Origin of the sequence: Micromonospora sp. NPDC049048 (genome assembly GCF_043197615.1) — a bacterium.
Lineage (GTDB): Bacteria > Actinomycetota > Actinomycetes > Mycobacteriales > Micromonosporaceae > Micromonospora.
Map to the genome: position 1 here is coordinate 75,011 of NZ_JBICTM010000012.1, position 17,671 is coordinate 92,681.

General features: G+C 71.8%; 12 protein-coding genes. 5 read left to right on the plus strand and 7 right to left on the minus strand.

The window, feature by feature from the left end; translation table 11 throughout:
- Window positions 1-7: 7 nt before the first annotated feature.
- Genes ACGFIG_RS29155 through ACGFIG_RS29170 form a run of 4 tightly spaced genes read left to right on the plus strand, consistent with a single transcriptional unit; the run spans window position 8 to window position 3,397 of the window.
- Window positions 8-277, plus strand: coding sequence for an acyl carrier protein (locus tag ACGFIG_RS29155; RefSeq protein ID WP_393008325.1), 270 nt, complete (start codon window positions 8-10; stop codon window positions 275-277).
- Window positions 274-1,428: an acyl-CoA dehydrogenase family protein gene (locus tag ACGFIG_RS29160; protein WP_393008327.1), complete on the plus strand. Its 1,155-nt coding sequence runs from the start codon at window positions 274-276 to the stop codon at window positions 1,426-1,428. The genes ACGFIG_RS29155 and ACGFIG_RS29160 overlap by 4 nt, the downstream gene beginning before the upstream one ends.
- Window positions 1,425-2,453 carry an HAD-IIIC family phosphatase gene (locus tag ACGFIG_RS29165; protein WP_393008329.1) on the plus strand — a complete coding sequence of 343 codons (1,029 nt, stop codon included), beginning with the start codon at window positions 1,425-1,427 and terminating at the stop codon, window positions 2,451-2,453. Before ACGFIG_RS29160 ends, ACGFIG_RS29165 begins: the two co-directional genes overlap by 4 nt.
- Window positions 2,450-3,397: a 3-hydroxyacyl-CoA dehydrogenase family protein gene (locus ACGFIG_RS29170; RefSeq protein ID WP_393008331.1), complete on the plus strand. Its 948-nt coding sequence runs from the start codon at window positions 2,450-2,452 to the stop codon at window positions 3,395-3,397. Before ACGFIG_RS29165 ends, ACGFIG_RS29170 begins: the two co-directional genes overlap by 4 nt.
- Window positions 3,398-5,243: 1,846 nt before the next feature.
- On the opposite strand, the gene ACGFIG_RS29175 is transcribed toward ACGFIG_RS29170, so the two are convergent.
- The 7 genes from ACGFIG_RS29175 to ACGFIG_RS29205 are packed head-to-tail and all read right to left on the minus strand — an operon-like array spanning window position 5,244 to window position 16,520.
- Complete coding sequence (locus ACGFIG_RS29175; protein ID WP_158242009.1) at window positions 5,244-6,020, minus strand: ABC transporter permease; 777 nt, start codon at window positions 6,018-6,020, stop codon at window positions 5,244-5,246.
- On the minus strand, window positions 6,017-7,006 hold the full coding sequence (locus ACGFIG_RS29180) for an ATP-binding cassette domain-containing protein (RefSeq protein WP_393008333.1): 990 nt from the start codon (window positions 7,004-7,006) through the stop codon (window positions 6,017-6,019). Before ACGFIG_RS29180 ends, ACGFIG_RS29175 begins: the two co-directional genes overlap by 4 nt.
- Before the next feature lie 27 nt (window positions 7,007-7,033).
- Entirely contained in the window at window positions 7,034-7,777 is a 744-nt protein-coding gene (locus ACGFIG_RS29185) for a thioesterase II family protein (protein ID WP_393008335.1), read from the minus strand.
- Window positions 7,774-7,983: an MbtH family protein gene (locus ACGFIG_RS29190; RefSeq protein ID WP_101415078.1), complete on the minus strand. Its 210-nt coding sequence runs from the start codon at window positions 7,981-7,983 to the stop codon at window positions 7,774-7,776. The genes ACGFIG_RS29185 and ACGFIG_RS29190 overlap by 4 nt, the downstream gene beginning before the upstream one ends.
- 5 nt (window positions 7,984-7,988) lie before the next feature.
- Window positions 7,989-10,172, minus strand: coding sequence for a lantibiotic dehydratase (locus ACGFIG_RS29195; RefSeq protein ID WP_393008337.1), 2,184 nt, complete (start codon window positions 10,170-10,172; stop codon window positions 7,989-7,991).
- Window positions 10,169-11,143, minus strand: coding sequence for an LLM class flavin-dependent oxidoreductase (locus ACGFIG_RS29200; protein WP_393008339.1), 975 nt, complete (start codon window positions 11,141-11,143; stop codon window positions 10,169-10,171). Before ACGFIG_RS29200 ends, ACGFIG_RS29195 begins: the two co-directional genes overlap by 4 nt.
- The gene (locus ACGFIG_RS29205; protein ID WP_393008341.1) at window positions 11,133-16,520 is read right to left on the minus strand and encodes an SDR family oxidoreductase; all 5,388 of its coding nucleotides are present in this window, start codon (window positions 16,518-16,520) and stop codon (window positions 11,133-11,135) included. Before ACGFIG_RS29205 ends, ACGFIG_RS29200 begins: the two co-directional genes overlap by 11 nt.
- 100 nt (window positions 16,521-16,620) lie before the next feature.
- On the opposite strand from ACGFIG_RS29205, the gene ACGFIG_RS29210 reads away from it, so the two are divergent.
- On the plus strand, window positions 16,621-17,667 hold the full coding sequence (locus ACGFIG_RS29210; protein WP_393008419.1) for a pyridoxal-phosphate dependent enzyme: 1,047 nt from the start codon (window positions 16,621-16,623) through the stop codon (window positions 17,665-17,667).
- Window positions 17,668-17,671: the final 4 nt, after the last annotated feature.

A 17,671-nucleotide genomic window follows, 5' to 3' on the forward strand; every position in this document is an offset into this window, starting at 1 on the left:
AGTGGGGATGGACGCACCCGACCGGGCCACGGTGGCGCGGGAGCTGCACGACTTCATCGCCCCGGCGCTGTCCGGGCCGATCGGCCCCGACGAGGACTACTTCGCGCTCGGCCTGCTCAACTCGCTGTTCGCGATCGAGCTGGTGGTCTTCGTGGAGGAGCGCTTCGGCCTCGAGGTCGAGGTGGCCGACCTCGACCTCGGCCACTTCCGGACGATCTCCCGGCTGACCGACTTCGTGCTGGCGAAGCTGGCCCGCCGGGCCGGGACGACGGCGTGACCGCCCCGCCGGCGCTCGACGACCTCGGCGCGGACCTCGCCGCGACGGCGTACGGCCAGGCAGCCCGCTGGGACCGCGACGGCGCGCTGCCGGCAGCGGTACGCGGCGCCGCCGCGCAGGCCGGGCTGCTCACGGCGGACCTGCCGGTCGGCTACGGGGGTCTCGGCGCCAGCCCGGCGCAGGTCGGCGAGCTGTGCGCCCGCCTCGGCGGCGTGTGCGGCGCGCTGCGGGCGCTGGTCACCGTGCAGGCCATGGTCGCGGCGGCCGTGCTGCGCTGGGGCACCGCCGAGCAGCGGACGCGCTGGCTGCCCGCGTTCGCCCGGGGTGAACTGCTCGCCGGCTTCGCCGCCACCGAGGCCGGCGCGGGCAGCGACCTGGCCGCCGTCGACACCCGCGTCCGCGCCGTCGCCGACGGCCGGGAGCCCACCCTGGAGCTGACCGGGGTCAAGCGCTGGGTGAGCTTCGGGCAGGTCGCCGACGTGGTGCTGGTGCTCGGTGTGCTGGACGGCCGGCACACCGCCGTGCTGGTCGAGACCGACCGGCCCGGCGTGACCCGGCAGCCGGTCGAGGGTCAGCTCGGTCTGCGCGCCGCCCAGCTGGCCGACATCCGGCTCGACGGCGTACGGGTCCCCGCGACGAACCGCGTCGCGCCGCCCGGCTTCGGCCTGTCCCACGTCGCGGCCACCGCGCTGGACCACGGGCGGTTCACGGTCGGCTGGGGCTGCGTCGGGATGGCCGAGGCGTGCCTGCGCGACATGGCCGAGCACGTGCTCACCCGCCGGCAGGGCGACACCCTGCTCGCCGAGCACCAGAGCGTACGCGCGCTGCTGGGTCGGGCCGCCGTGGAGACCGCCGGCGCGCGGGAACTCGCCGCCCGGGCCACGCGGTGGCGGGCCGCCGGTGCTCCCGACGCGATCGCCGGCACGGTCGCGGCGAAGTACGCGGCGGCCCGCGCCGCCGCCTCGGTCGCCGGCACGGCCGTGCAGGTGCTCGGCGCGGCCGGCTGCGCCCCGGAGAGCCGCGCAGGCCGGTTCTACCGGGACGCCAAGGTCATGGAGATCATCGAGGGCTCCGCCCAGGTGGCCGAGCTGCACGTCGCCGACCATCTGCTGCGGCGGACCCGCGCGACGGGACCAGGGGGACGACGGTGACCAAGCTGGTGAAGTGCCTGGTCTGGGATCTCGACGACACGCTGTGGGACGGCGTCGTGCTGGAGGGCGACGCCCCGGTGCCGTTCCCCGCGGCGGTACGCACGCTGCGCGCCCTGGACCGGCGCGGCGTCCTGCACGCCGTGGCCAGCCGTGGCGAGCGCGCCCCCGCCACCGCCCACCTCGCCGCGCACGGACTGCTCGACCTGTTCACCCGGGTCGAGGTCGGCTGGGGCGCCAAGTCCGCCGCGGTCGCCCGGATCGCCGGCGACCTGGGCATCAGCCTGGACGCGGTCGCGTTCGTCGACAACGACCCGGTGGAGCGCGCCGAGGTCGCCGCCGCCCTGCCGGCCGTACGCTGCCACCCGGCCGACGCCGTCGCCGACCTGCCGGCCCGACCCGAGTTCACCGGCGGGCCCCCCACCGAGGAGTCGCGGCGGCGCCGCCAGCTCTACCGGGTCGACGACCGGCGCCGGGCCGCCGAGGCCGCGCACGCCGGGCCGCCCGCGGAGTTCCTCGCCTCGCTCGGCCTGGTGCTGCGGGTGCGCCGGGCCGGCCCGGCCGACCTCGCCCGGGCCCACGAGCTGACCGTACGCACCCACCAGCTGAACACCACCGGCGTCACGTTCAGCCCGGCGGAGCTGCGCGAGCTGTGCGCGTCGCCCCGGCACGAGGTGCTGGTGGCGCGGTTGCACGACCGGTTCGGCTCCTACGGCACCGTCGGGCTGGCGGTCACCGAGCTGCGGCCGGCCGCGACCGTGCTGCGGCTGCTGCTGATGTCGTGCCGGGTGCTGTCCCGCGGTGCCGGCGCGGCGTTGCTGGACCACCTCGTGCACACCGCCCTGGCTGCGGGCCGGCGACCGGTGGCGGAGTTCGTACCCACCGCGGCCAACCGCCAGATGCTGGTCACCCTGCGCTTCGCCGGCTTCGCCGTCGAGGACGACGCGGGCGACCGGTGGACACTGGCGGTCGATCCGGCCCGACCGCTGGCCGCGCGGTCGCACCCGGTGCGGGTGGTGGCGGCGTGACCGGGCAGCGGACCGCCGGACCCGGCGCGGCCGGGCCGAACGCGTACGCCGCGCGGGGCGACGGCGTGGGCGGGACCGTCGGGGTGGTCGGCGCCGGCACGATGGGGCTCGGCGTCGCCCAGTGCCTCGCCGCCGGCGGGTACGACGTGGTCGTGGTCGACCCGGCGCTCGGGTCGGCGGCCGGGGTGGCGGCGGCGCGGACCCGGCTGCGCACCGAGCTGCGGCAGGCCCGGTTGCTGCGCGCGCGCCACGCGGACGAGCCGGTGACCCGGGTCGTCGAGCGGATCAGCTGGACCGACCGGGTCGCCGCGCTGCACCGGGCCGGGTACGTCATCGAGTGCGCGCCGGAACGCATCCCGCTCAAGGAACGGATCTTCGGCGAGCTGGACGCGGCCTGTCCACCGGAGACGGTGCTCGCCTCGGTCACCTCCGCCATCCCGATCGACCGGCTCGCCGCCCGCACCCGCCGGCCGGAGCGGGTCGTCGGGACGCACTTCATGAACCCCGCGCCGCTCAAGGACGGCGTCGAGGTGGTGCGGGCGGCGCGGACCGGCGCGGAGGCCCTACGGCGCACCCTCGACCTGCTCGCCACGATCGGCAAGACCGGCATCGTGGTCGCCGACGGGCCGGGCTTCGTGCTCAACCGCGTGCTGATGCTCACCGTCAACGAGGCCGCCGAGGTCCTCGGCCAGGGCACGGTCGACGCCGAGACCGTCGACCGGCTCTTCCGGGACTGCCTCGGGCACCCGATGGGCCCGCTGCGCACGGCCGACCTGATCGGCCTGGACACCGTCGTGGACACCCTTCTGGTGCTGTTCGAGTGCACCGGCGACCCGCGCTTTCAACCCGGGCGCACCCTGCGGGAGCTGGTGGACGCGGGCCGGTACGGCCGCAAGAGCGGCAGTGGTTTCCACCAGTACCCGCGGCCGTCCGCCGGCCCGTAGCCCGTGCCGAAGTCGTGGACGACGATGCGAGGCCTCGTCGGGGCATCGGGTGTCGGTCAATTCGCTGTCTTGCCTGGAGCCTCACCCGCGACGATTCCCGGCCACGCACAACCGCCCTGACCTGCACGATCAGGATGAGGAAGGCTCAGGGCAAACGTGATGACCTCCGCGGCAGAGGCTGTGCTGCCCGCGGCAGCGTACGCACCCCTTCAAGCGGGGCGCCTTTCGGCCGAAGCTGTGACACGGGCAGAAAGCCGTGAACCGCGCCGACGCGAAGATCCCGCGCCGTCGAGCCCACCCCGCCGATCCTGCTCGCGCCTGCCGTGAACGGGCGGTCGTCCCGCCCGGGACCTGGGGGATCCTGGTCGATCTGCGGGGCTGTCCACCACGATCGTGCGGGCGCTCGTCGTCTTCGCACCACATCGAATCCCACCGCCGGACAGGATGGAGACGGCGCACCGGATCACATGTCGACGTGCTGCTCACTCAGGTCACGAGTCTGGGCCGCAGACGCGTGAATGGATCCCCGGATAATCTGCGCCGACAGAATCGAGGCGCCGGCGCAGCTGGTCAGCGAGCTGAGCCAATGCCTTGTCGAGGGCGGTGACGTGATCGGCGGTCCGATCCGGCCCCGGTCGTGTCCACCGCCGCGCTGCCGCAGACCCGCCGGAACGGCACTGAACGCGCTGATCAGCCGGTCGCATCGGCGAGATCGGCAGGCAGGCGGCAGGCGGGCGGGCAGTCGGGCATCAGCGTGACCGATGACGCCCCGCCCGTCACCGGTCACCGTGATCTTCGAACGCGCTGCGGGAGCCTTCACCAGCAGGTGCCTTCCGCGAACAGGACAGGAGACCTTCGGCAATCCCGTTCTCCTCAGCAGAAGGCACTCTCCGCTTCCGGCCCACCCCTTGAGAATCTGACGAAGGGGACGAGGCTAGGGCAGGGACGGCGGGATCGCCGAATCCGCAGCTGCGCCCCAACGATTCAGCGGGCTACTTTCCGGCATAGCCAACTTGACCCCGGCCTGAAACCTGGTCTGGACCCCGAGATACTCCAACAGTTCGCCGACTCGTCGACTGAAGGTTCTGGGCGAACAATTCAACTGGTGACTCGCGGCGACGTCCGTTGCCCCACTGAGTAAGGCCGCGACGATTACGTCCAGGTGGGGAGGAATTGGCTTCAGAGGAAAAGCTTCACTGCCAGCCCGATCACGAACAGCTCCGCCGAACTTACTCTTCGTCATCCCATCTTCCTTATCCAGCAGTCACCACGAGGCAAGCGCGGACTTCGACGCTGAAGCCGACCACCCAACGCGAGACTCATTCTGCCAGAGGGACACCAAGTGGGGATTATCACGAAACAGCAAAAGGTCTGCACTTCACGCGATCACCTGGTCACCCAAGGTGGGGATTGACCAGCGACAAATCGGGCCACTTTCGCGCTGGCGGAATAAACGCTTCACCACCGTCTGATTCTGATCATCCCGTTTCGGACTCCCGCCCGAACCCGCAGCAAGCTTCCGGGCAAAACAGACAAGGGGTGGCCATTAAGGGTTCCCGATAGGTATGACGCGTCGATTAGGGGTGTCCTGGCGCGGTACTCGCCCTCTCGAAAGCGCTCTCACGAACTGGGCGAGGAGTTCCGGGCCCCGGCGGCACCGGGTCCACTCGCCGGTGCGCGTCGCCACCATCCCGGCCGGGCAGACCGACGCACGGGTCGGTGAAGTCGCATGGCATCGGCGCGTACGTGCCGCCGCCCTCGCGGTCGGCCGCCCCCGCCTCGCCACCCCGTCGCTGACGCGAGGCCCTTCTCAGGGGCGCGCGCCGCGACGGGGTACCGGCACCGTTCAGGAACGCCGACGATGCCGGGCCAACGCCACGCCGGTCGTCGCCATGGCCACCGCCGCCAACCCCGCCAGCAGGCCCAGGCCCGTCAGCACCTTCCCCAGCTCCAGGCTGTCGTTGAACGAGTCGCGACACAGCTCCACCGCCCAGTTGACCGGGTTCGCGGCGATCGCCGCGGCGACCCAGCCCGGCACCAGGTCCTTGGGCATGAAGGCGCTGGAGAGGAACGTCAGGGGCATCACGATGAAGTTGACCATCGCGATCAGGGACTCCTCCCGCCCCACGATCAGCGCGACGGTGCTCGACAGTGCGGCGAGCGCGCAGGCGACCCCCGCGAGCGCGAGGATCATGACGACAACTCCGAGCACGCCCCCGTGGAATCTCACCCCGAGCCCGTAGCCCACCACGAGCAGGATGGCCGTCGGGATCACCGCGTTGACCACCTGCTGCACCAGCGGACCGATGATCAGGGCGATCGGGCGCACCGGGGACGCCAGCAGCCGGTCAAGGGTGCCCCGCTCCATGTCCGCCAGCAGGGACAGACCGTTCCAGCCACTCGCGAGCAGGACCGTCATCACGATGAGCCCCGGCAGGAAGAACTGGGCGTAGTTGTCCGACCCGAATCCGGGGATGTCGGCGATACGGCGGAAGGTCCCGCTGAACAGCAGCAACCACAGGAACGGCTGGACGAGGTTGATCGCGATGAGCCACGGTTGACGAAACGTGTGCAGGATGTGCCGACGCGCGATGTAGGCGGACTGCCCGACGAGCTCACTCACGATGCCTGCCCTCCGGCGGTCGCCCCGGGATCCACCTGGGTGGCGAATCTGCGTCCCGTGTACGCCAGGTACACGTCATCCAGGGTCGGCTGGGACACGCTCACCGACCGTACCGCCATGGCTTCCTGGCCGAGCCGCGCGAGGACGACCGGCACCGCCGCACCGCCGCTTGACGCCCGTGCATGCAGCCGGCGCCCGTCGACGCGGATCTCGTCGAGACCGTCGAGCCCTGCCAGCGCGCCGCGGATCGCTTCCTCGGACTGGTCGGACTCGAACTCGACCTGCAGGGTGTCCCCCCGCAGCTTCTGCTTCAGCGTCTCCGGACTGCCCGTCGTCACGATCTTGCCGCGGTCGATGATGGCCACGTCGTTCGCCAACGCGTCGGCCTCTTCGAGGTAGTGGGTGGTCAGCAGGATGGTGATCCCCTCCTGCCGGACCAGCGCGGTGAGGTCGGCCCAGAGCTGCACGCGGATGTCGGGGTCGAGGCCGGTCGTCGGCTCGTCGAGATAGAGGACCCGGGGGCGGTGCACGATCCCCATGGCGATGTCGACCCGACGCTTCATGCCACCGGAGCAGAAACCCGCCTGCCGGCCTGCGACGTCCGAGAGCGCCAGCATCGAGAGCACCTCGTCGGTGCGGGTCGCCAACGCCCGGCCCTTGAGTCCGAACATCCGCCCCTGGAGAAGCACGTTCTCGCGCACGGTGGCGGTCGGTACGGCGCTGAGGCGCTGTCCGACGAGCCCGATCCGCCTACGCACCTCGGTCGCCTGCCGAACGACGTCGTACCCGGCGACGAGTGCCTGCCCCGAGTCCGCGCGGGCCAGCGTGGAGAGGATCCGCACAGCGGTGGACTTGCCGGCCCCGTTGGGCCCCAGCAACCCGAACAGGGTGCCCTCGGGCACCACGAAGCTCAGCCCGTCGAGGGCCCGGACGCCCCGCGGGTAGCTCTTGACCAGGTCACGTACCTGGATGGCCATCTCGGCCATGTGCGTTCCTCTCGTCCTTCGTGGATGTCAGAGGTCGAGCTCGGCCAGCAACAGTTCGCCGAGTCGCGCCGAGGCCGACCCGAGGAAGTCGTGCCCGCCCGGCATGATCCGCAGGGTGAAGTCCTTGCTCGTGTGGTCCTGCCACATCGCGAGGTCCGCGAAGTCCACCGACGCGTCCTCCCGGGCGCCGACGACCGTGACCGGCATCCCGAGTGGCGCACCGGGCTGGTAGTCCCAGTTCTCGTAGACGGCGAAGTCGGCGCGGATGGCCGGTTCGAACATGCCGAAGAGGTTCCGGTCCGACAGCACCGACTCGGGGGTGATGCGGGAGTCCCGCAGGTAGGTGATGAGGTCCGGCTCGGCCAGCGTGTGTATGCGACGTTCCGGGGCGACCACCCTCGGCCCGGGCGAGGCCAGCACGATGAGCCGGACGGGCGGGCGGCCCGCCTGGGTCAGCTCGCGCGCCACCTGGTAGGCGACGAACGACCCCGAGCAGTAACCCAGCAAGGCCAGCGGCACGTCGTCCCACTCGCCCAGAGTCTTGATCACCTCCGCGACGGTCTCGTGCATGTCCGTGAGCGGGGTCTCCCGTCGGCGGGATTCCCGGCCCGGCAGTCGCAGGGCGCAGAGGTCGACGCTCGGCGGGAAGACGGCGCTGAGCGGCCGGAAGGTCGCCGTACCGCCGCCGGCCTGCGGGAAACACAGCAGCCGGACTCGCGGGTCGGTCACCGCACCGATCCGGACGATGGTGGACTGGGGGCGGACGGTCATGCCGAGTCGGCCTCCATCAGCAGGCGCAGGCTGCGGGGCCGCATGTCGGTCCAGACCGTGGCGATGTGGTCGAGGCACTCCTGCCGGGGGCCGGAGGGGCCGGACGCCGTCCACCCAGCCGGGATCGGGCGGTCGTCGGGCCAGATCGAATACTGTTCCTCGTCGTTCATGACCACCTGGTAGGTGCGCCCGTCGTCGTCGAACAACCTGCTCACTCTCCGTTCTCGCCTCGGTACTGCTGACTGTCGACGCAGGTCAGCCTGAACTCCGCCGTGTAGCGGCGGCCCTGCGAATCACGCAGCCACAACTGGTCGGGTCCCGGCAGCATCTCGGTGACCGAGACGCTGCCACCGGGATCACGTTGCCGGCCACGGCGCAGCTTCGCCCAGAGCGTGTCGATCAGGGTGTCGTCGCGCAGGTCGACGTAGATCGGCTTGGCCTCACCCGCGACGACCCAGAACGCGACGTCGGGCAGCCCCCGGTCCGCCGCGACCTGCCGCACGTGCGACGCCACCGTCGCCAACCGGGCCTGTGCGAACTCGGCGAACCCGGTGAGCGGGAGCTGCCACCGCTCCCGCGACACGACGACCCGGTCGATCTGGATCCGAGGCTGGTACGGGGACGGGGCCAGCAGCCCGAACCGGTTGAACGCGGCCAGGGCGAGGTAGTCGTCCAGCACCTCGATGAGATCGGCCTCGAAGTCGTCCACCACGGAGCGGACCACCAGCCGGCCACCCTCCCGGTGCACCCGCAGCGCGCCCGCCGCCACCACGTTCGCCCGCGGTGGCGCGTACGACTGCTCGGAAGAGACCCCCAGGTAGGTGTAGCCGGGCGAGTGGTACGCCTCGGGCGGCCCGGTACGGGAGTTCACCAGGCCGTCGGTCATCGAGTAGAGCGGGACGATCCGCTTCGGCATGTCGCTGTCGATGTCCCGGCGCAGCCCCGCCTGGTCGGGGTGCGACCACGAGAAGCACAACTGGTCGAGCGAGTTGATCGTGGGATGGACCTCGCCGAGCACGGCCAACCACCGGCCGTCGCGCAGGTCCTCCGGACTGGCCGCCGCGAGCATGAGATCCGGACTGTGCCACCGTGCCGTCGGCCAGCCCGGTGCCGTGGCGGGGAAGGCCGTCAGGACCTTGTCCCGCAGTTCCTGCGACGAATAGGTCACCGGCCCGGCCATCGGCTGGGGGGCCAGGATCTCCGTCCAGCGTCGGCGCAGTTCACGCGCTGCGGCGCCGGTCGGTCCGGTCGTACTGTCCTGGAAGGTCGGTGCGAGCTGGGCGAGCAACCTGGGCAGGGGGTAGCCGTCGGCCGACTGGTCGGGCTCCTGCGCGAGCAGCTCGCCGACCAACGACCGGTATCCCCGGGCGATCTCGACCGAGAACCACCGCGCGCTCTGCAACAGGAGGCCGAGGGCCGGTGCCACGTCAGCCCGCAGCTCCGCCCCGAGTTCCGGGACGGTGTCGGCGCGACACTCCTCGTAGACGACCGTCCGTCCGGCGTAGTACCTGCCGTCGTGCCGCCGCGACGACTCCAGGGCGACGGTGGTGAACCGTTCGTGCAGCGCCTCCAGCGCGGAGGCCACCGCGGCCGGGTCGCCCACCGCGGCCGCGACCCGGTCCCGGGCCCGTACCAGCGACGTCAGTTCGTCCTGTGCCGCCTGCCGGCGCGCGGGATCGGCCACCCGGGCCAACTGCATGGCCAGCCGGCGCTCGGGATGCTGGGCCTGCGGAATGAAGAACCCACGGGTCAGCACCCCCATCGCCTGCAACTTACGGATCTCGGTGACGACCCGCGCGGCGTCGGTAGTCCCGTCGTCCAGGACAGCCGCCACATCCGCCACGGTCCGGAAGCCGTCGACCGCCCCGAGGACCCGTTGGCCCAACTCCGACAGGGACAGGAACGACCCGTCGCCCAGGTGGACGCCGCCCGGCCCCGCTGCCACGGCCGAGGCCACCTGCGGGACCGTCCAGTCATGCAGGTCGTAGCGCTCCGCGAGCGCCCTGCCCACCGCCTGGACGGCCCACATTTCGAAGAACACCTGCCCCCGGGTGACCGACCCCTGCTCGGGAACGACCGTGTCACCGTCGGTCCAGCGGCCCCAGGCCGTCGGTCCGAAGAACCCGATCGAGTCGTTCTTCGCGCAGTACCGCGACCGGTAGCTCGCCAGCGTCCTCGACAGATCCCGCTTCATCGGCCTGCCGTCGGTGACCCGACGCCGGGTCAGCTCGGCGACCTCGAGGTGCTGCCAGGTCAGCGCCTCCAGGAACGACGGTTGCCGGACGATCTCCGGGTCAGCGACCCACTCGAACGGCATGCCGGTGCTACGCAGGCAGAACCGACGCCAGACCGAGAACTCCTCGTCGCCCAACGGAAGCAGATGATCGGGGATCATGCGCTGGCGCTGATCCCGTACGTGGCGCGCAGCGTCTGAAGGCAGGTCTCGTAGCCGCGCTGAGCGGTGCCCGCCGGGGCGATCACGACCTCGTCGACGCCGGCCCGCCGGAAGGCGGCCAGACCACGGGCCGCCTCCTCGGGGCCGATCGCGGCCAGGGCCGACACCATCCCGGCGTCGGCCCTGCCCGTCTCGACGCAGTCGGCGAACCCGCTGTTGCGGAACAGCGCGCGGTAGGTCGCCACCCGCAGGTACGACGCGAGGAGCCGGCCGAACAGTTCGCGGTCGCGGTCGGGTTCGTCGCTGACCGCCGCGTGCATCATCGCGACCACGCGGAAGCCGTCCGGGCGCCCACCCCGCTTCGCCCAGCCGCGACGTAACGCGGGCAGCACGACGTCGGTGACGTACTGCGGCGTGCACATCCAGAGGATCACCCCGTCGGCGACCTCCGCGGCCAGTTCGAGCATCCGCGGGCCGAAGGCGCCGAGCAGGACGGGCAGGTCGTCACGCCGCCCGGGCGGAAGCGAGGCGTGCCCGCCGTACCATTCGCCGTCGACGTTCACCTCGCCCTCGTGGCACAGCTGCGTGACGACGCCGAGATACTCGCGGGTCCCCGCGAGCGCCGGCACGGAACGGCCGCCGACCATCCAGTCGCCGATCCCCCGGTGGCCCAGTCCCAGCCCGAGGTTCACCCGCCCGCCGGACATCTCGTCGATGGTCGCCGCGGTCTGCGCCATGACCACCGGAGGGCGCGAGTACATCGGCAGGATCGCCGTGCCCAGGCGCAGTCGTTCCGTCCTGACGGCCAGCCCGGCGAGCAGCGTGCCGACCTCAAGCTGATTGGGCATCTGCGGCAGCCACACCGAGTCCATGCCCAGCTGTTCCACGTCCCTGGTGAGCCTGAACATGTGCTGCGCCGACATGCCCTGGCCGCCCACCACGGCCCCGATGGCGGGCCGGTCAGCCGGCATCGGTGGTCAGCCCCATCGTCTGCGCGACCTGCTCATCCGACATCGCCGAGATCTTCGCCACCAGGGCGGCCTCGATGACCTGGCCCAGGCCCCGGACGTGGCGGGAGTCGAACAGCTGCGCGGCCGAGACGTCAACCGAGAAGCGCTGCCGGATCCGGGACACCAGCTGGACCGCGAACAACGAGTTGCCGCCAAGGTCGAAGAAGTCGTCCTCGGCCCCGATCTGCTCGACGCCGACCGTGTCCGACCAGAGTTGCGCCAGGGCCCGCTCGAGGTCGGTGCTCGGCTCCACGTACGGCGTGGACAGGGTCCGTGCCGTGCCCGTGGAGGCACCGCCGGCGGTCAACTGCTCGGTGACCGCCGCCCGGTTGACCTTCGAGGTACGCCGCAACCGGACGTCGAGGCCCTCCGGGCACCAGATGACCTGCGGGCCCACCGCGCCACCGAGGATCAGCCGCAGTGCCTCCGCCCCGGCCTCGGGGGTGACCTCGTCCAGCGGCTCGGCGACTGCCGGTGCGGCGACCGCCGTCCCCTGGGTCCGCTCGGGCAGATCCTCCGGCATCCGGAAGATGGTGAACCGCTCCACCGTCAGGACCTCGTTGCCGTCGTCGTCGACGAGCGTCACGTCGGTGCTGGCGGTCTCGCCGAGGGTGTCGTCGAGGTGCCGGATGATGGCGTGCACCCGACCCGGCAGCGCGCTGTGGACGCGGATGCGGCCGTAGCTGAACGGCAGGTAGAAGCCTTCGCCCCGGATGACCTGGCCGATCCCGATGCTGCAGTCCAGGACCGCCGGGTGCAGGTGGTACTCGTCGAGGTCGGAGCGGAACCGCTCGTCGAGCTCGACGGTCACCAGCTCCATGCCCGGCGCGGACCAACGGCCCCGGATTCCGGACCAGCGGGGTCCGAACCTGAGCACGCCCTCGAAGTTGGCGAGATCGGGGACGGGGATCTCCGTCGCCTCTGCCCGCAGCTGCGCCAGGTCGTGCTTGGCGGGGTCGACGGCGCCGCCCGGGCCGACCCGGCCCTGTGCGTACTGGTTGCCGTCGGGGCTGCGCAGCACCACCTCGAACCCGTCGGGCTGCCGGCGCAGATCGAGCTGGCACCGCAGGCCGGGGTGGGCGACCAGCGGCTGGATGAGCATGAGGTCGGTGATCTCACCGTGCTGCTCGCCGGTCAGCTCGGCGAACGCGGCACGCACCAGCTCGATGATCCCCGTGCCGGGCATCGTCGGGATGCCGGTCATCCGGTGCTCGTCGAGAACCCAGTTCGTCGCGGACAGGTCGACGTCGAAGGTGCTGAGCGAGTCGTCGACGTCGGTCCGTGCGGAGAGCATCGGGTGGGCCACCGGACGGGCGTCCGCCGCGGCGGGCTGCTCCCCCCAGGCGATCTGGGCGAAGACCGACGGTGCCTCGACCTCCTGCGCCATGCCCACCTCGGCGAACGGCGGCCAGTTGATGGAGACCGTGTGCCGGCCCTCCGCCCACCGTGCCTGCGCGAAGGCGTCGAGCACCGCGTTGGCACCGACGTAGTCGCCGAGGCCGAAGTCGGAGGAGAGCACCGCGATCGACGAGTACAGCACCATCAGGTCGGGCTGGAAGATCTCGTCGAGCAGGTACGTGCCGCGCACCTTCGGCGCGAGCACCGCCTGCGCGTCCTCGTGGGACCGGGTCTCGAGCATGCCGCCACCCGCCACGGCCGCCAGGTGGAACACCCCGTCGACCGGCCCGAAGTGGTCGAGCACCCGGTCGCGTACCGCGTGCATGCTGTCGGCGTCGGTGACGTCCGCCGCCAGCGTCAGGACCTGCCCACCTGACTCCTCGATCTCCTGGACCGCGCGGATGCGGTGCGCGACCGGCGCCTGCGGGGTGTCGGCCAGCACGGCCGGCCACTCCGCCCGGTCGGGCAACCCGCTGCGGCCGAGCAGCACCACCTTCGCCGACACCAGGTCCACGAGCTGACGGGCGAGGACCAGGCCGAGCCCGCCCAGGCCGCCGGTGAGGAGGTAGACACCCCCCTGGCGGAGCGCCGGCGGGGCACCCGCCGGCGCCGTCACCGAGATCCCGGCGTACGACCAGGCCCAGCGCTTGCGACCACGGTAGGCGACCTGCTGCTCCGGGCCCTTCCCGGCGATCTCCGCGAAGAGCTGTGCCACCGCCAGGTCCTCGCGGTACGTCCCGCCGAGGTCGATGCTGCGGCTGGTGACCGATTCGAGCTCCTTCGGCGCGAGCTTGACCACGCCCAGTACCGCCGCCTTGGCCGGCTCGACCAGGCCGTCGCCGGTGACGTCCTGCATCTGGCTCGTCACGACGACCAGCTCGACGGGCGTACCCGGCAGCCGGCGAACGGCCTCCTGGAGCATTCGCAGCACGCTGTGGAAGCCGTTGCTGAGCCAGTGCTCGGCGGCGGTGGCCTCGGTCAGGCCCTCGGGCCGGGTCCCGACGCAGAGCCCGTGCACCAGCGTCACCGGCGTCGGCAGGTCTGCGGGCAGGTCGGCCAGGAGCGCCATGGCCTGCTCATCCGTCGTCGCCAGCAGCACGTTGGCGCCGGCGGCCCTGGCCCGCTCCGCCACTCGGGGCAGGACGGTGTCGTCCGGCGGGGAGAGGACGAGCCAGGTCCCTTCCGCGGCGGCCGGGTCCGGTGCCGGGGTCTCCAGCCACACCGGTGCCGTGTACGCACCGACCGGTCCGGCCGCGACGGCCGTCCCGCCGACGGCGGCCGGCTCTTCCTCGTCAGGTTCGATCCAGTAGCGCTGACGCTGGTAGGGGTACTCGGGCAGGGCCAGCAGGTTGCGCCGCTCGTCCGACCAGAACCCGGCCCAGTCCACCGGCACGCCCTCGGCCCAGAGCCGGCCGACCGCGCCGAGCAGGGTCTCCGCGTCGGACTGCTGCTGCTTCGGGTGGCGCAGCGTCGCCACCGCCACCGCCGAGCGGTCCTGGGCGGTGACGTAGCCGGTGAGCGTCCGGCCGGGTCCCACCTCGACGAAGGCCCGGTTGCCGTCGGTGGTCAGCAGCTCCACGCCGGCGGCGAACCGGACGCAGCCGCGCAGGTGCCGGGCCCAGTAGCGCGGGTCGGTCGCCTCGTCGTCGGCGATCCAGGTGCCGGTCAGGTTCGACACGAAGGGAATCGTCGGCGGGCGCAGGGTGGTCTTCCGTACCGCCTCCTCGAAGCGGTCGAGGATGCCGTCCATCGTCCGGGAGTGGAACGCGTGCGAGGTGTGCACCCGGCGGCTGGAGACGCCGTGCAGCATCAGTTCGTCCTCGAACCGTTCCACGTCCTCGGTCCGGCCGGCGACGACGCACACGCCGGGTGCGTTGATGGCCGCGATGTCCAGCGTGTCGTCCAGCATCGGGACGAGCAGCTCCTCGGGCAGGGTCACCACGAGCATCGAGCCGCTCTCGGCCGTCTGCATGAGAGCACCCCGCTCCGCCACCAGCCGCACCGCGTCGTCCCGGCTGAAGACCCCCGCCAGGGTCGCGGCCACGTACTCGCCGATGCTGTGCCCGAGCATCGCGGTCGGCTGGACGCCGACGCTCTGCATCGTCCTGGCCAGCGCGTACTCGATCGCGAACAGCAGCGGCTGGGTGTTGCGCGTCTGGTTCTGCGTCTCGCTGTCCGCCTTGAGCAGCAGGTGCAGCAGGTCCACGTCGTGGGTGGCGCGCAGCGCCGCCGCGCAGGCGTTGTACTCCGCGCGGAACACCGGCTCCGAGTGGTACAGCTCCCTGGCCATTCCCGGGTACTGCGCCCCCTGACCGGGGAAGAGGAAGGTGGCGCCGCGTGCCGCGGTGGCCCGGAAGGCGGGCAGGTCGACGGTCAGCCGGGCGGCGCCCTCCGCCGGGTCGGCGGCCACCACGAAGCGGCGCAGCGGCAGCGCCCGGCGGCCCGTGCTCAGGGTGTACGCGAGGTCGGCGAGCTCCTCGTCCGTGCCGGACAGCCAGTCGGCCAGCCGGCCGGTGAGCGCGTCGAGCGCCTCCGGCGTGTGGGCGGAGACGGGGATGAGCTGGACGGCACGCCGCCCGGGACGGGACGCCGCGCGGGCCGGCGGCTGCTCGATGATGACGTTGGCGTTGGTCCCACCGATCCCGAACGAGCTCACCGCGGCCCGCCGGGGGCGCTCCGACGCCGGCCAGGAGCGCAGTTCGGTGCTGACGTAGAACGGGCCGTTGACGAAGTCGATGCGCGGATTGGGCTCGTCGAAGTTGATGACCGGGGCCAGCACCCCGTCCCGAACGGTGCAGACCGCGTTGACGAGACCGGCGACGCCGGCCGCCGCCCCGAGGTGACCCACATTGGCCTTGACCGACGCGATCGCGCAGTAGCCGGCCTCGTCGGTCTGCTCACGCCACGCGGTGCTGAGCGCGCCGACCTCGATCGGGTCGCCGACGAGGGTGCCCGTGCCGTGCGCCTCGACGTAGCCGATGGTGGCGGGATGCACGTCGGCGTCCCGCAACGCGGCGCGGACCACCGCGACCTGGCCGGAGGCGCTGGGTGACGAGAAGGCGCCCTTGTCGCTGCCGTCGTTGTTGATCGCCGTGCCGCGGATGACGGCGTGCACGGGGTTGCCGTCGGCCAGCGCGGCGGCCAGCGGCTTGAGCAGGACGGCACCACATCCGTTGCCGAAGACCGTGCCCTGGGCCTGGGAGTCGAACGGCCGGATCCGGCCGTCCGGCGAGAAGATCCCGCCTTCCTTGTAGGCGTACCCGCCGATCTCCGGCAGGCAGATCTCGACGCCACCGGCGAGGGCGACCTCGCACTCACCGGCGCGCAGCGCCCGCACCGCGACGTGGACGGCCACCAGGGAGGTCGAGCACGCGGTCACCATGCTGATCGCCGGGCCGGTCAGGCCGAGCCGGTAGGCCACGCTGGTGGCCAGGTAGTCCGTGTGGTTGCTGATCGAGGCCAGCAGGTTGCCGGCGCTGCGCATCGCCTGCGCGCTGCGGTAGATGTTGTCCTCGAGGTAGTTGTTGGGCCGCGAACCGGCGTAGACACCGATCCGGTCGCTGCCCTGACCGGGAACCACGCCGCCGTTCTCCAGCGCCGAGTGGCAGGTCTCGAGGAACACCCGGAACTGGGGATCCACCAGCTGGGCCTCGCGGCTGCTGAGCCCGAACAGGGCGGCGTCGAACATGTCGACGTCGCCGATGACCGGAGCTGCCCGCACGTACGCCGGGTCGGCCAGCTCGGCGTCGGTCACGCCGGCGGCCCGCAACTCCTCGTCGTCGAAGAAGGAGATCGACTCGACGCCGTCGAGAAGGTTGTCGCGAAACTCCTCAACGGAGCGGGCACCGGGGAATCGACCCGCCATACCGATAATCGCGATGGGTTGTCCAGCCGTCCGGGCGACGGGATCAAGACCAGCCTGATGCGCCATGGGGCACATGCTTGTTTCTCGTGGGTCCACGCATCAAGGTCGCGGCGAGTTCCTGGCGACAACTCGCCAGGTTCTTCCCGGCCACCGGGCGACCTTGCATCCTTTGGCAATGCTGGACAGGAATCGGAGGATCGCGCCGACCCCGGTCTCAGAGCTTCTCGTGACGCGTGGCGGCGACCATCACACGGTACTCCTCAAGCACGAGTGCCAACATCCGTCCGGCTCAGTGAAGGAACGGACCGCCCTCGGTCTGCTGCGTGCCCTCGACCGGGAGCGCCCCCTGGTGGCGGGCACGGTGGTGGTGGAGTCCACATCGGGCAACCTGGGCATCGCGATGGCGCGGCTGTTGGCCGACATCGGTTGTCACTTCATCGCGGTCGTCGACCCGAAGACCCCGGCCGTCTCCCTCCGGGCGCTCACCGAGGCCGGCGCCGAGCTGCACCTCGTCGAGGAGCACGACGGCCAGGGTGGATACCTGCTCACCCGGCTCGACGCGGTACGACGGATCCTCCGGTCACGACCGGACTACCGCTGGCCCAACCAGTACGAGAACCCGGCGAATCCGGATATCCACGAGGAGAGCACGGCGCCGGAGATCATCGAGCAGGGCGGCCAGCACCTGGATGCCGTCTACGTCGCGGTCTCCACCGGTGGCACCGCCGCCGGGATCGCCCGGCACGTCCGCGGGTCGGGTAGAGGAATCCGGGTGATCGCCGTGGACGTGTTCCACTCGCTGGCGAGCGAGGTCTGCCCGGGCCCGCGCACGGAGATGCCGGCGACCGCCCGTCTCCTCCCGGGGATCGGCGCCAGCCGCCGGTCGTCGTTCCTCGAGGCGGGTTCCGTCGACGGCCGCCACCAGATCCGCGACAGCGACGCGATCGCGATGTGCCGGATGCTGCGGGAGGACACCATGATCGGCATCGGCGGGTCGGCGGGCTGCGTGCTGACGGCGTGTGTGACCGACCTGTTCGGACCGGCGGCTCCGGCGTTCCCCCTGTTGCTGATGCCGGACGACGCCAGCAAGTACGAGGACACGGTCTACGACGACGCCTGGCTGGCCAAGGTCGGCCTGCTCGATGCGGTCGAGTCCGCGATCCGGTCGTTCCGCCGGCAGGGCCTGTCGTTCAAGGCGAGCGAGCCGGCGCGGGCCGGCTGACCCG

Excerpts from the sequence above, each read along its gene's own strand:
- ACGFIG_RS29155 (WP_393008325.1), top strand. The coding sequence starts at position 8 with ATGGACGCACCCGACCGGGCCACGGTGGCGCGGGAGCTGCACGACTTC.
- ACGFIG_RS29180 (WP_393008333.1), bottom strand. The coding sequence starts at position 7,006 with ATGGCCGAGATGGCCATCCAGGTACGTGACCTGGTCAAGAGCTACCCG.
- ACGFIG_RS29185 (WP_393008335.1), bottom strand. The coding sequence starts at position 7,777 with ATGACCGTCCGCCCCCAGTCCACCATCGTCCGGATCGGTGCGGTGACC.
- ACGFIG_RS29195 (WP_393008337.1), bottom strand. The coding sequence starts at position 10,172 with ATGATCCCCGATCATCTGCTTCCGTTGGGCGACGAGGAGTTCTCGGTC.
- ACGFIG_RS29200 (WP_393008339.1), bottom strand. The coding sequence starts at position 11,143 with ATGCCGGCTGACCGGCCCGCCATCGGGGCCGTGGTGGGCGGCCAGGGC.
- ACGFIG_RS29205 (WP_393008341.1), bottom strand. The coding sequence starts at position 16,520 with ATGTGCCCCATGGCGCATCAGGCTGGTCTTGATCCCGTCGCCCGGACG.
- ACGFIG_RS29210 (WP_393008419.1), top strand. The coding sequence starts at position 16,621 with ATGCTGGACAGGAATCGGAGGATCGCGCCGACCCCGGTCTCAGAGCTT.